This is a genomic window from Enterococcus sp. 2201sp1_2201st1_C11_2201SCRN_220225 (assembly GCF_040925905.1).
Classification (GTDB): domain Bacteria; phylum Bacillota; class Bacilli; order Lactobacillales; family Enterococcaceae; genus Enterococcus_C; species Enterococcus_C asini_A.
Genome location: NZ_JBCOJC010000006.1, coordinates 80,262 through 93,125 on the forward strand (window position 1 = coordinate 80,262; position 12,864 = coordinate 93,125).

17 protein-coding genes are annotated in these 12,864 nt (G+C 43.4%); 15 read left to right on the forward strand and 2 right to left on the reverse strand.

Annotated elements, in window-relative coordinates; translation table 11 throughout:
- Nucleotides 1-9: 9 nt before the first annotated feature.
- The 15 genes from AB5754_RS03235 to AB5754_RS03305 are packed head-to-tail and all read left to right on the forward strand — an operon-like array spanning nucleotide 10 to nucleotide 11,777.
- Nucleotides 10-1,527, forward strand: a complete 1,518-nt coding sequence (locus AB5754_RS03235) for a phage portal protein (RefSeq protein WP_368252022.1) — start codon at nucleotides 10-12, stop codon at nucleotides 1,525-1,527.
- A complete protein-coding gene (locus AB5754_RS03240) occupies nucleotides 1,520-2,353 on the forward strand; it encodes a phage minor head protein (protein ID WP_368252021.1) in 834 nt (277 codons plus the stop codon). The genes AB5754_RS03235 and AB5754_RS03240 overlap by 8 nt, the downstream gene beginning before the upstream one ends.
- A gap of 12 nt (nucleotides 2,354-2,365) precedes the next feature.
- Nucleotides 2,366-2,566: a hypothetical protein gene (locus AB5754_RS03245; RefSeq protein ID WP_368252020.1), complete on the forward strand. Its 201-nt coding sequence runs from the start codon at nucleotides 2,366-2,368 to the stop codon at nucleotides 2,564-2,566.
- A 39-nt stretch (nucleotides 2,567-2,605) separates the two neighbouring features.
- Nucleotides 2,606-3,670, forward strand: coding sequence for an XkdF-like putative serine protease domain-containing protein (locus tag AB5754_RS03250; protein WP_368259462.1), 1,065 nt, complete (start codon nucleotides 2,606-2,608; stop codon nucleotides 3,668-3,670).
- 14 nt (nucleotides 3,671-3,684) lie between these two features.
- Nucleotides 3,685-4,626: a phage major capsid protein gene (locus AB5754_RS03255; protein WP_368252018.1), complete on the forward strand. Its 942-nt coding sequence runs from the start codon at nucleotides 3,685-3,687 to the stop codon at nucleotides 4,624-4,626.
- Nucleotides 4,627-4,635: 9 nt separating this feature from the next.
- A complete protein-coding gene (locus AB5754_RS03260) occupies nucleotides 4,636-4,803 on the forward strand; it encodes a hypothetical protein (RefSeq protein ID WP_303220440.1) in 168 nt (55 codons plus the stop codon).
- Between the two features lie 9 nt (nucleotides 4,804-4,812).
- A complete protein-coding gene (locus tag AB5754_RS03265; RefSeq protein ID WP_368252017.1) occupies nucleotides 4,813-5,217 on the forward strand; it encodes a hypothetical protein in 405 nt (134 codons plus the stop codon).
- On the forward strand, nucleotides 5,207-5,551 hold the full coding sequence (locus tag AB5754_RS03270; RefSeq protein ID WP_368252016.1) for a putative minor capsid protein: 345 nt from the start codon (nucleotides 5,207-5,209) through the stop codon (nucleotides 5,549-5,551). The genes AB5754_RS03265 and AB5754_RS03270 overlap by 11 nt, the downstream gene beginning before the upstream one ends.
- Nucleotides 5,548-5,877: a minor capsid protein gene (locus AB5754_RS03275; protein WP_368252015.1), complete on the forward strand. Its 330-nt coding sequence runs from the start codon at nucleotides 5,548-5,550 to the stop codon at nucleotides 5,875-5,877. The genes AB5754_RS03270 and AB5754_RS03275 overlap by 4 nt, the downstream gene beginning before the upstream one ends.
- Nucleotides 5,877-6,311 carry a minor capsid protein gene (locus AB5754_RS03280; protein ID WP_368252014.1) on the forward strand — a complete coding sequence of 145 codons (435 nt, stop codon included), beginning with the start codon at nucleotides 5,877-5,879 and terminating at the stop codon, nucleotides 6,309-6,311. Before AB5754_RS03275 ends, AB5754_RS03280 begins: the two co-directional genes overlap by 1 nt.
- A gap of 12 nt (nucleotides 6,312-6,323) precedes the next feature.
- On the forward strand, nucleotides 6,324-6,797 hold the full coding sequence (locus tag AB5754_RS03285; protein WP_303220355.1) for a phage tail tube protein: 474 nt from the start codon (nucleotides 6,324-6,326) through the stop codon (nucleotides 6,795-6,797).
- A gap of 51 nt (nucleotides 6,798-6,848) precedes the next feature.
- Nucleotides 6,849-7,262, forward strand: coding sequence for a hypothetical protein (locus tag AB5754_RS03290; protein ID WP_368252013.1), 414 nt, complete (start codon nucleotides 6,849-6,851; stop codon nucleotides 7,260-7,262).
- A gap of 6 nt (nucleotides 7,263-7,268) precedes the next feature.
- Nucleotides 7,269-7,958, forward strand: coding sequence for a Gp15 family bacteriophage protein (locus AB5754_RS03295; RefSeq protein WP_368252012.1), 690 nt, complete (start codon nucleotides 7,269-7,271; stop codon nucleotides 7,956-7,958).
- Nucleotides 7,948-10,965, forward strand: a complete 3,018-nt coding sequence (locus AB5754_RS03300) for a hypothetical protein (protein ID WP_368252011.1) — start codon at nucleotides 7,948-7,950, stop codon at nucleotides 10,963-10,965. The genes AB5754_RS03295 and AB5754_RS03300 overlap by 11 nt, the downstream gene beginning before the upstream one ends.
- A complete protein-coding gene (locus AB5754_RS03305) occupies nucleotides 10,962-11,777 on the forward strand; it encodes a hypothetical protein (RefSeq protein WP_368259463.1) in 816 nt (271 codons plus the stop codon). Before AB5754_RS03300 ends, AB5754_RS03305 begins: the two co-directional genes overlap by 4 nt.
- Nucleotides 11,778-11,906: 129 nt before the next feature.
- Here AB5754_RS03305 and AB5754_RS03310 read toward each other — a convergent pair whose 3' ends face one another.
- Both AB5754_RS03310 and AB5754_RS03315 read right to left on the reverse strand, forming a co-directional pair.
- On the reverse strand, nucleotides 11,907-12,257 hold the full coding sequence (locus tag AB5754_RS03310) for a hypothetical protein (RefSeq protein WP_368252506.1): 351 nt from the start codon (nucleotides 12,255-12,257) through the stop codon (nucleotides 11,907-11,909).
- A 2-nt stretch (nucleotides 12,258-12,259) separates the two neighbouring features.
- Nucleotides 12,260-12,664 carry a hypothetical protein gene (locus AB5754_RS03315; protein WP_368252505.1) on the reverse strand — a complete coding sequence of 135 codons (405 nt, stop codon included), beginning with the start codon at nucleotides 12,662-12,664 and terminating at the stop codon, nucleotides 12,260-12,262.
- Nucleotides 12,665-12,864 lie beyond the last annotated feature (200 nt).

Here is a 12,864-nt window from a genome sequence, read left to right on the forward strand (position 1 = left end):
AGCGATGAAATGACGAGTAAAATTATTAGTGGTGGGAAATCCGGGAGGATACCAAGTGAATACTTGCGAAAAAAGACGGTTATAGAAAAGCGCCGTGCTTTGAAATTTAAAAAGCAAGGTGGTGTGGAAGAAACGCGAGACCTTACTCTGCTGTCCCCACCCTATGATATGACCACGCTTAAATCCATCAGTGAGGTGTCTGATATTCTACAACAGTGCATTGAAGCCTATGTGCAGAATATTGTCGGTTTCGGCATGGACGTGCAGTATAACGTGGATGATAGCAACGAAACGCCTGAAATGAAAACGGAGTGGACACGCCTTACCGACCTAATCAATGGACTTTCCGTTGAACGTCCAGCTAAAGAAGTTCTTGAAGAAATTTTGAGAAACATGGAACAGTGTGGGAACGCCTATATGGAGGTTGTTCGGAATGGCGCTGGCGAGGTTGTTGGTATTGATTCAATCCTGCCTGAATACATGACAGCCAGCAAGCTAAATCGAGTTTCGCTAGATGACGGAACAACCCTTAAAGTACGTTACTACCGTTACCAAGACAATGCCGATGATTCTGCTCGCGATCAAGGCATCTGGTTCAAGTCTTACCAAGACCCTACGCCGCTAAATATCAATGGATCGGTAGCGAAGGATGGTGAAGGGACGGCAACCGAGGTTATTCATTTCAAAATTGGGGACTTTATCAAACCGTATGGGATTCCGCGTTATATCGGCCCTCTGATTAAGATTCTGGGTAACCGTAAGGCGGATGAGCTTAATTATCGGTACTTTACTCAAGGGCGCCATGTTCCGTTAGCAATCACTTTGGAAAACGCCCAACTCACCCCGGAATCAGAAGCAAGCCTGCAAGGTTATGCCAATGCTATTGGTGGTGAGGAAAATCAGCACAAGTTCCTCTTGCTAGAGGCTGAAAAAGTCAGTCCCACTGATGAGATGCTGGGTATGGATGATAAATACAAGCCGGCGATTCGGATTGAGAAACTAGCTGATATCCTTCAAAAAGATGCGCTATTTTTGGAATACGACCAAAGCACCATTAATGCAGTTTTGTCAGCTTTCCGGTTACCGCCAGTTTATGTAGGGCTTTCGCAAGATTACAACCGAGCTACGGTAGAGACAGCCAAGGAACTTACCGAGGAACAGGTATTCCAACCGCGGCGAGAAAGTATTGCTTGGCGGATTAATCAATTGTTTATCGAGTATGGCTTTCAATATGCCGAGGTCTATCTCAAATCTTCCAATCTTACCAACATGGAGGACATCAAGGCGATTCTTGACCCGGCCATTAATGCTAAAGCGGTGGCTCCTAACGATTTACGAGACTTGTTGTCTAAGGTGCTTAACAAGCCGTTAGAGCCGTTTGATGGGAATGAATACAATTATCCTATGGAATCAGCGCAACAGCCTCAATCGATGGGAGTTGATCTATCCAAAGCCTATGGCGACAACGACTTATCGGAAGTAGCAGCAAGTGTCCGCCGGATGATTCGGAGGACTAGCGATGATTAATGATGAGGAACTTATCAAATTAGCATTACTAATCAAAAATGAGGAGGACGATGAGCTGGCAAAGCTTTTAGAAGCTGCCGGCTTTTTGTTTGTTCCTGTTCTGCTGAAATATATTCTAGGCGTCGAGGACAAGCTGGACGATACACTTCAAAACGATTACGAAGAAACTTGGGAAATCGTTCAAAAGCTGGTCAAGCGATTCAAAAACAGAAAACCGCCCAAGGCCGTTATTTCCGCGTACCTAAATAAACGTTCCTTTAAATCTGCAATGGCAGATAAAGTAGCGCCAGAACTCCGCAAGACTTTTTTTGGCTTGTTTGATGAGTTTAACGCTAAGTGGAGCGGACCGGAATCCTTCGACTATCGAACCAAGTCTTATCGAGACATTGAGAAGTGGCTGAAAGGCCTACCGAAATTGATGGATTTAACAACCAAGGACGCTGTGGTAAAGCTCGTTCAAGCCTCATACGAGGACGGAAAGGGAATCAAGTGGTTAGAACGTGAGCTGTCCAATCTGCCAGAATTTGAACGTAAACGAGCTAGAACAACGTCAATTACCGAGGGCCTACGAATGTATTCGGCGTCAGAGTACGAGGCTTTTATGCAGAATGATGCCATCGTCGGAAAAACTTGGCACCACACTCACGGGATTAACGATCCGCGAAAAGGTCACGAAGAAGCGGACGGCCAAACGGTTGCCAAGGACGAACTGTTTATTGTCAATGGTGAGAGTTGCCGATACCCTCGCGATCCTATGTTGTCTGCTAAGGAATCAATCCACTGCCACTGTTTTATGGAGCCTGTTTTGATAGAGGAGACCAAATAAGGAGGAATCGTTATGAACACACAAAACAAACGTTGGGAAAAGAGAACTTTACGCGATGTCGTGGAGCTTTTTGATTTACCAGTTAAGAAACCTCCGGAAGAAATAGAATACGAAGAAATCGCCTACTACAACGGAAATGGGGAAGTAGACGTGGTTATGCGGAGACCAATCGTTAATGGTCAGGAAGGCGAGTGGTCCAAAGTATCTCCATAGCCGTGGTTAAGGCGAAATTCATTGAAAGGTGGTGAGAAAATGCGAAAACTGGAAAATGTAACAGTAACACACGTTTCATATGTCGATAAGGCGGCCAATAAGAAATCATTCTTTTTGACCAAAGCCGTTGGTGAACCGACATTTGAAACATCTGTCCGCCTTGTGACAAAGGCCGACGACCCACAAAAGCTTGTTTATGGCGTGGTGTATGAACCGGACGTAGAAGACGCTCACGGCGATTATATGGACGCTGATACGATTGAGAAAGCGGCTCATAGTTTTATGGAAGACTATCAGCAGATTGATAAACAGCACGATTTCACCACGAATGCTGGCAAGGTTGTAGAAAGCTATGTTGCGCCAGTGGATATGACTATTGCTGATACTACCATTACTAAAGGGACATGGGTTTTGGTAACTAAAGCGACTGATGAACTTTGGGAGGATATCCAAAAAGGAGAGTTTACCGGGTATTCCTTAGCAGGTACAGCACAAGTTGAGGAAGTCGCCAAGCAAACAGCTGAAAACTATAACCAAAGAAAGGTCTATAGAGATATCAATGCCGCAATCGAGGCGTTTCAAAGGGCGTCTTGGTCTATTCTGGATATTTACACCAATGACGATGCAGAAAAAGTAGCTGAAATTCAATCAGAAATCAGTGAATTGTCAGAATTAATTAGTACCATACCAACAACTAAATCAGTTACTAAGCAAGGACTAATCGAAACGGTTAAGTCCTTTTTTAGTACAAAAAAATCGAAGGAGGAACAAGATATGACCCACGAAGAATTAGTAAAAGCTCTTGGTGAAGCATTAGCCCCGGTCAATACACGATTAGATGAATTGGAAAAAGCAACCAAGGGAGAAGATCCCAAAGAAGCTGACAAGAAGAAAAAAGAGGGCGAAGAAGACGAAAAAGACACGACTTTAGATGCAAAAGCAGTTGCTAAAGCGGTTGCTGAATCTATCGCGCCTTTGAACGAGAAAATCGAAAAGCTTGAAAAAGCTCGTTTTTCCAACGTAACCGAACAAAACTACACAGAAACCGTTGAGAAATCGGAAGTTCCATCTTATGTGGACGCTGCTTTCCCAATGTCTGAATAAGGAGGAAAACAAATATGAATAACGTATTATCTAACGAGGCATTGATGAAACAAATGTCCGCAATCCAAAAAGCCGGGAACGACGTGACATTGCGCGACGACAACGCCCGCGCCTTTTTCCTTGATGCCGTAGCTACTGCTGGTACCATCGGAAAATTGTATAAGCACTTTGCGAAATCGGGGACTGGTTCCTTGGACAAATTGGGCGTTAAAAAGCGCACCTTGAAATTGCACCAAGGCATCAATACGCCTGATACCGGCACTGACATCGCCGAAGAGGGCACGGTGCCATTTACTTTGGTGCCAGTGTATATGGACACTTGGATTTCTAACTCTAACACCTTCTATACTGCTCGTACTCGCGGGCAAGATGTCCGTCAAGCGCTGTTATCTTTAATGCAACAACAGTTTTCGGCTGATTTGCAGGACTTAGCCTTTAATGGTGATTCTGATTCTACCGATGCCTTCGTCAAATTAAATGATGGCTATATCAAATTGGCGAAAAATTCTGCTGTGGTCAAAAAAGAAGGCGCGGCATTGCCGACCATCCAAGAATTGACTGCTGCTACTGCTGAGATTGAGCCTAAATACTTGCGTCAAGGCACGTTTAAGTTCTTTATGTCCCAAGCTACCGCTACTAACTATGTAGTTGAGTTGCAAAATCGCAATACCCCACTTGGTGATGCCGTTTTAGTTGATGGTGCACTACGGAATATTGGCGGGTTTGGCGTGGAAGTCGTTGAATCCATGGCTAATGACGTGATTCTGTTCACGCCATACGAAAACTTAGCTGTCGTTTCTGGCCTGTCTATTACTTTGACAACCGCTGCACAAGACAGCCGTGCCGTTGCGAAACAAGCGACTTACCACTTTATGTTGGATGATGTTGACTTTGTTATCCGTGAGCCAAAAGCTTTGGGATATTTTGGATTGACAGAGCAAGCGCCAGAAGGGTGAGTGATCTAAATGGCAAATTACAAAGTCTTAAAAGAGTTCCGAGATAAAGAAACCAAGGAACTATACACAGCCGGAAAAGAAATTGAAATGACTGTCAAACGGGCCGAAGAAGCCGAAAAGAACTTAGCAAAGTTTGGCGGTCCTTTTTTGGAACGGACAGACAAAAAAACAAAGTAGGTGAGCACCATGGCTGAACCTTATGTAGATGAGGCTTATTACAAATCCGAATACATGGGTGAGCCTGTGGAATCCGCTGATTTTCAAAAATTGGCGGCACGGGCCACTCGCTTGATTGACGTACTGACCGATTACCAGATACCTAAAATTGGACTTGATAAGTTTACCACTGAGGTGCAAGAACAAATTAAAAATGCTTGCTGTGCCCAGATTGAATTTTATCAAGTCGAAGGTGTTTTTTCTGATATCTCCGGCAGTACAGCAAGCGGTGATGCTGTCTCTATTAGTAGTTTTAGCTACTCTGGCGTGCAATCCACTAGCAAACAAGCAAATCGGGTTGCTCCAGCTTGCCTAACCTTTCTTGATGCGACTGGATTGCTACGGAAAAGGAGCGTGAGGATTGGTGTCATTTAAACCTATACCGCTCCATCTGCTGATTCATTCTGTCACCTATACACCTCCGGAAGATGAGGGGGACGGCGGTATGGGAGGCAGTGCATCTGCTAAAAGTCGAGAAATAAAGCGAGTGCGGTTTCAACCCACTCGAAAAAAAGTTACAACGACAGATAACAGCGAGGTCTATACTACCGGCATTCTCTTTATTGACCGGGTCAATTCTCAGCCATATGTCAATGTCTTGGAGAGTGGCACAATCACTTTCCGCGGGCGGCGATTGTCGATTATCCAAGTCCAAGAGGCTTACGATGTTGGACCGGAACCACACCATTTAGAGGTGATGCTCCAATGAGCGGTACTTTTAAAGGTAATTGGGGAGCAATTAGCAATCGTATTGAAGCGGCTGTGAATCCTTTGTCTATCCAAATAGCCAAGGATTCCAACAAGTACGTCATGAAAGACACTGGTGCTACCGAGAGCTCTGTTTGGTCTGCAAGCAACTTCCCAGATGGTTTGATTATCTGGGATACCGAATATGCAGCCTATGCTTACTTTGGGAAAAGCGCCTTGCGAAATCACAATCCCATGGCGACTACGCAATGGTTTTTGACGGCCAAGGCAAATCATCTAGCTCAATGGTTAGAGTTTGCCGAGCAAAAGATTAAGGAGGCGTTGTGATGGATATCTTTAAACAGGTAGCGGACCATATCCGTACCCTTGGACTTGATACGCCACGCACCACGTCTGCTGGTCGTCAAATTATTCAAGAGGACAATCCGCCTCAAGACAACAGCCGAGATGTTGCGTTGCAAGGTGTTTCTACTGGAAGAGCGCAACAGGACCTTGGCAGGAATCGGTCAATCCAGATGATGATACAAGTTACCATCAAAAACACCAATCAAAAGCAAGCGTTTGAGGATGCTTGGAAAATAGCGGATAGTTTTGATAAGCTGCCGCGCATGGAAAACAAGAAATGGGTCACGCTAGAATCTGGCGATGGCTCTTTTTTATTTGAAAATAGTGAAACTTACACACAACCACGAGGGCTTGGACAGACAGAGCACGGTGCTTATGTCTATGTCCTGAATCTCTTACTAAATATTGAAAAATAGGGGGAATTAAATATGCCAGAAGCAACAGGTTTTGCACCAAACTGGATGAACAAGTATGAAATCGGTGAAGCTACAGCCGATAACAAAACTGAACCAACTGAATTATTTGAATTGGCGGATGGTATCCAAGAAGTGAGCCCGTCTCAAGACGAGCAGTCCGAAACATACGAATATTACGGTGATAAAGGTGGCTCCAATACCGATATTACACGGGTAACTGGCGTATATGCCTTTACTGGTCACCGCAAATACGCAACGGATCCAGCACAAGAATTCATTCGTGACCGGTTAGGAAAATCCGGTCAAGATCGGATTGTATTCTTTAAACATACAGAGCCGGATGGACGGGTTACCATGGGGAATTCTACTTTATCGGGTATTGTTCACACCGGTGGTTCTGCCAATAACCGCGGGAATTTTGAATGCCAGATTTCCTTTAATGGAGTTCCGGAAGATTCCAAACCAGTTACACCACCAGAAGGCTAGTCAGAAATGGCTAGCTTTTTTCTTTTGATTAAACACTAGGAGGATATATTTATGGCAAATAAGAAAACGAATGTAATTGAAGTTGGATTTAAAAAGAAAGTTCAACCGGTCCGATTAGGCGGATTAGATTTTGAAATCAAAACAGGCTCTAAGTATCGGAATCAATACCTTGTGGCTTTACCAAAAATGGAAGAAGACTTGCGGAAGTACGAAGATGATATCAAGTTAGCATCCGAAAATCACGACACAGAAGCTTTGAAACAGGCTACCTCGAATATCGAAGCTACCGTTAAAGAATGTGTTGAGTTAGTTCTTGGCGAAGGTTCTTTTGACCGATTAATGGAAGTTGCTGACGATGATGTAGATGTTGTTTTAGACGGATTTGCAGAAGTCGCAAAACAATTCCAAGCTCTACAAACCAAGAAAAAAGCCAATGCTTATATTGAGGGCAAGAAACAGGGGTGATGATTTATGCCGCTGTCTCTTGCGTGGGGGATTGACGATTATTTGGTTGTCAATAGTCATAAATACCCCATTGATTTAGAGTTTTCCAAAGTTCTCCGCTGGTATGAAATGTGGAAGGACAAAGAGTTAGACGCACATACCAAAATTTTTAGCTCGCTAGTAATGATTGTCGCGATTGAGTGGGGAGATAGTTTCCCAGAAGACCTTGACGAAATAGCCGAGGTAATTCCGTACGAGGATATCATTCCGCTTAGCGAGGCAATTATTAAACGAATTGCGGGAGATCAAACTCCGAGCGAAAACGTAGTGCGTGATTTAAAAGGAAATATTTTAGAAGACGAGAATAGGACCTGGTACGACTTTGAGGAAGATTCTGGGTACATATACTCGTCTTTTTTGATGGACTATGGCATGGATTTGCTGGAGGAACGGAAGAAAAAAACTTTGCATTGGGATAAGTTTAACGCTTTGGTTGGTGGTCTATCGGATGAAACCCACTTTAAACGAGTAATTCGCATCCGACAGATGGATTATCCGAAAAATGCCGACCAAGACCAAATTGAAGAAATCAGAAGGGCTAAGCAAGCCGTAGCCCTCAAAAAAGATCGCGCCGCTCTTGAGTTTGAAATGATGGACCTCAAGCAGAAACGTGAATACATGGCAAAACAGGGAAGAGGTGGTGTAGATGGCGAATGACGGCTCCGTAATCATTGAAGTTGATTTAAAAACAGACAAAGCCCGAAGTCAGTATCAGCAATTTGGTAATGAGGCTGCAACTGAATTAGATAAGACGATTGGCAATTCTAAGGCATTTAAGAAGCTGTCGGAAGAATCAACAGCATTTGCCAAAACAGCCGCTCTTAGTATAGGTTCTGCCGCTGTCGCATTTGCCGGATTTTCCATCAAAGCCGCCGGAGATGCTGCTGCGATGAACGCTCAGTTTGACCAAGTGTTTGACGGCATGGGAACTCAAGCTACCAAGTCACTAGACGGGATTGCCAAAGAAACCTCGATGCTACCGAATCGGTTAAAAGGGTCGTTTACTCAAATGGCCGCCTTTGCGAAGACAGCAGGAATGGATACTGCTGGGGCACTGGATTTAAGTAGTAGAGCAACGAGAGCCGCCGCAGATAGCGCGGCTTTTTATGACCGCTCGATTGAGGATACGACGGAATCCTTGCAGTCGTTTTTAAAAGGGAACTTTGAGAATGACGCCGCACTAGGAATTTCCGCTACCGAGACTACTCGTAATGCTAAGGCGAATGATTTATACGGGAAGTCGTTTAAAGATCTTGATGAATCGCAGAAACAGCTTACTTTGCTGGCGATGGTTGAGGACGGCAACAAGCTTTCGGGTGCTTTAGGTCAAGCGGCTCGCGAAGGAGATGGGTTAGAAAACGTCTTCGGTAACATGAAGCAGTCTATCACTGACTTAGCGGCTGCATTTGGCGCACCATTGCTTGACCCGTTTCTTGGCGTAGTGAAAAAACTATCTAGCGCCATGTCAACGCTAGCTGAAAAACTACGGGAAAACCCAGCATTGGTTGGGGTTATTGTCGGCGTTATTGCAACGCTGGTAGTAGCTTTCGGCGCGGTCTACATGAAGGCCGCCGGATTCGCGAAAATTATGCAAGCTTTAGGGGCTATCATTCCGGTGCTGACCAGCCCAATTTTTCTAGTGGTTGCTGCTATCGGTGCCCTAGTGACCGCGTTTGTGTATTTCTACAAAACGAATGATCAATTCCGTTCTAAAGTTGACGGAGTGATAAAAACACTAAAAACCTTTGCTGCTCCTATTGACGATGTGGTGAAAGGAATTCAAATCCTTGCAAAGGCATTTAAAGCAATAGCTTTTGACGATTGGTCTGTTAGCGTATCGGCTCTAAAAGCTGATTTTATTAAACTTTTTCCAGAAAGCCTGTGGGACGGAATGACCAAATTGGCTTTGGGAATTCGGAACTTGATTAACGGATTTAAGGATGGCTCTAAAGGAATCGACCCATTCAAAATCGCAATTAAGGTTTTGAAAACGGTCATTTTGGGAATGCTCGGCCCAATTGGGCTGTTTATTAAGGCGTTCGAACTAATCGCTAAAGTAATCGGTGGAGGCGATGTTTCGAAAGGGATTGATAAGATTGTTGAGGGATTTGGCAACTTAGCAAAAAGTATTCAGAAAAACGGGCCTCTTATCGGTTCTTCTGCCGGCAAAGCTATCGAAGGGATTCTGACTGCTATCGCTGGTTCTTTACCAGGTATTATTTCTGGCGGTTTGGAAATAATTGCAGCTATTGCTATAGGAATAGCGCAAGGACTTCCTACTTTAGCTCTTGCTGCAAGCCAATTAATCATGGCATTTACGGGAGCTATTTTGCTACTGGTGCCACAAATCGCACTTTCGGCCACGGCTATCATCGTGGCTATTTTAGCTTCATTAACAGCCGGGTTACCGCAGATTATCGTTGCCGGTGGTGCATTGATTCTAGCTTTGTTAGCAGGAATTACAGAGCAAGTTCCGCTGCTTGTGGAATCAGTAGCTACGTTAATTGTGACGTGGCTAACGGCATTGACAGAACACATGCCGGAAATTGTCATAGCTGGTATGAACTTGCTAATCGCATTTTTAGATGGAATTACTCAAAAATTGCCTGATTTAGTAGTGAAGGTTGCTGAACTCATTGTAGCCTTCTTAACAGCGTTGGCTGAACAAATGCCCTCTATTGTTGTGGCAGGGGCAAACCTATTGATTAACTTTTTAAACGGATTAGCCTCTAAAATGCCTGATATTATTGCAGCAGCCCTGAATTTGATAGTTCAATTTCTGAATGGACTGGCTTCAAAAGCCGGTGATGTAATTGAAGCCGGCGTGAACTTGATTGTTCAAATCCTTGAGGGAATCGCGGACAGTATTGATGATATTGTCGATGCCGGCATGGACATTGTCGATGCTGCGGTAGAGGGTATTTTAAAGGTGCAAGACCGCTTGTTTCAGGCGGCAACCGACCTCGTGAATGGTATGGCTGATAACATCAGAAACAATCGAGGAGAAATGTCTGCTGCTGGAGAAAATTTACTCTCTGCTTTGGTTGAATCGTTGCCAGGGGGTGCCCTAATAGAAAACGGCATAGCCTTGGTTAACGGTTTAAAAGAAGGTTTGCTCTCTGGCTTTGAGGACGTGAAAGCAACCGTTTCTGGATGGGCCTCGACTATTGCAAAGCTGAAAGGTCCTATTCCGTACGATAGAACAGTACTGGTAGCAAACGGACTAGCGCTTGTTTATGGGCTTACAAAAGGGTTAGAAAGTGGATTCGATGATACAAAAGATAATGTTTCAAAATGGGCGGACGAAATCAATGACACTATATCTAATTCCGTAGATGCTGATCCATTATCAAATTTGATTAATGGTTCAATCCCATCTATTTCTGATTTAGTTCGGAAAATTCCTGGCGCCCAAGCTCTTATGGATGGAATGCTCACTCCTGAATTAGCTTTTGCTAATAATCAGTTCAAAGGAAATGGAACCGGTAGAGGCAATCAATCATCAAATCAACCTGTTAACGTGACTATTAACAACCAAGGCCTACTAGACGGAGCGGTATTTAATGTCCGTGAAGAGGCGGATATTGAAAGAATCGCAGTAGCTCTGGATAAACGGACAACCGAAAAAGCTGCACAATCTGGTTTTAGGAGGGCGATGAGATGATAACTTTAGAAAAGGACGGCCAAGTTTTGCGTCTTGAAGATTTTAGCTTGCGCCCTCTGAGAGACCACGATAGACCCCGGTCCGGTAGTATTTCCCACAAATCGCAACATATCCCCGGCGTATCCGGGGACTGGTATTTTGGTAGCGAAATTGGCCCTAAAGTATACAGTCTGCAAGCTAATGTTTTGGAGGCTGACTTTGAGAAGTTTAACGGCCTGATGGACAACTTAATGAGTTTTTTACTTGATGCAGAAGGCAACCCAGCGTTAATCAAGGTGCAGTTTGACGATACAAATAAGCGGTTTGCCTATTTGAGATTAAACTCACCGATTATCCCAGATGTGAAAAGTATTTTGGAAAAAGTGCCGCTTGAGTTCGTGGCTTACGACCCGCATGAGTATGCAGAATCAAACGCCTACGATCCAGCGAAACCGTTGAAATATGATACCGGCAACCCATACGGCTCAAAATCCTATCCAAACACACAGTCGTTTAAATGGATTTACAGCCGGCACTATTCTGGTTTGGAAAACTACTCAAGTCTGAATGCGGATATCAAAATTACTATCAAAGGCACTGTCAAAGATGGCTCAGTTACTCATATCGGCAGTGGAGTTTCTATGGCTGTGCCTGACATCACTAACGGCACAGTCGTGATTGATACTGAGATGTTTAATCTACAGCTTAATGGGAGAGATACTATTATCGATGGGGATTTTTTCAAGTTAGGTCCGGGGAGCAACGGATTTCTGTTCGAGGCTGAAACGGCTAATGCAACGGTGAGTTTTGAGTGGTATCACAAATTTAGTTAGGAGGGGAACACATGTTAACAGTGGTTTTGTGGGGAATTACAATTTCTTTTTCGGTTTCGAGCATCGTGATTTTAATGCGGTCATTAACCATGCTAAAACAGCAAATAAAAAAGATCCCTTTGCAAGGATCTAGGAGTTCAGAAAATCATTAAGCATTTTGTCACTGATGCCTAATTGATTCTGAATGACGGTTCTTAAACGGAAGTATGATTGGATAGGGATAGGGTATTCGCTAAACTCATTGCTTTTGTATGAATAGAGGAATATGGAATACTTGTTGTAGTGCATAGAAACTAAGGCCACCATATTTTCATTGTTCTTACACCAATATGATTTGTGTGTTTCAATCATTGCGTACGTTTCAATCGGATAGTTTGCTGTAATTTCACCAGGGAGAGGTACAGCTTTTTGCCAAACGTATTTTTTTGATAGAGTACCATCAACTAGTTTGTCTATAAGTTGTGCAGTTTGTTCAAACATTATTAAATCGTCTCCTTTTTAAGTTGATTGGAAAGAATTATTAAGTTACCAACCAGCTTTATTCTTTCGTCTTGATTAGTAGGAAGCTCATGAAACCTAATTTTCTTAAGAGATTTAATTGCTTTCTTTACTTTATACGGGAAGAAAGAATATCTAGATTCCAAATCAGCAGCCAATTCGAAAATTTGTGATTTTAAAGTATCTGGATTGAAGTTATTTGCATTAAGCGAATCTTTTAATCCGTTGATTATGCCAAGTAAAGCTTCATAATTTTCTCTAAAACTAACTCTATCCAATGTAGAATATACTTGTTTTCTCACCCGTAACGCTAATAAAAAAGTCAATACAGAAACTATAGAACCTATAAAGCCTAGAACGGTTTCCGTATTAGAAAAAATTTCCCACACAAGCCTCACCTCTCGTTTTGAATATATTATACCAAAGCTTAGCAATCGCTAGGCTTTTTATTTATGTAAGGAGTTGATTTGCAAATGCCAATACAACCAGTAAGCGGTGAGATTAAAGCGCAGCCGCTGAATGATAATTTTAGTTATCTGGAAAGCAAGACGAACAACATATCAAAAGGTAGTCCGGCTGGGACATATGC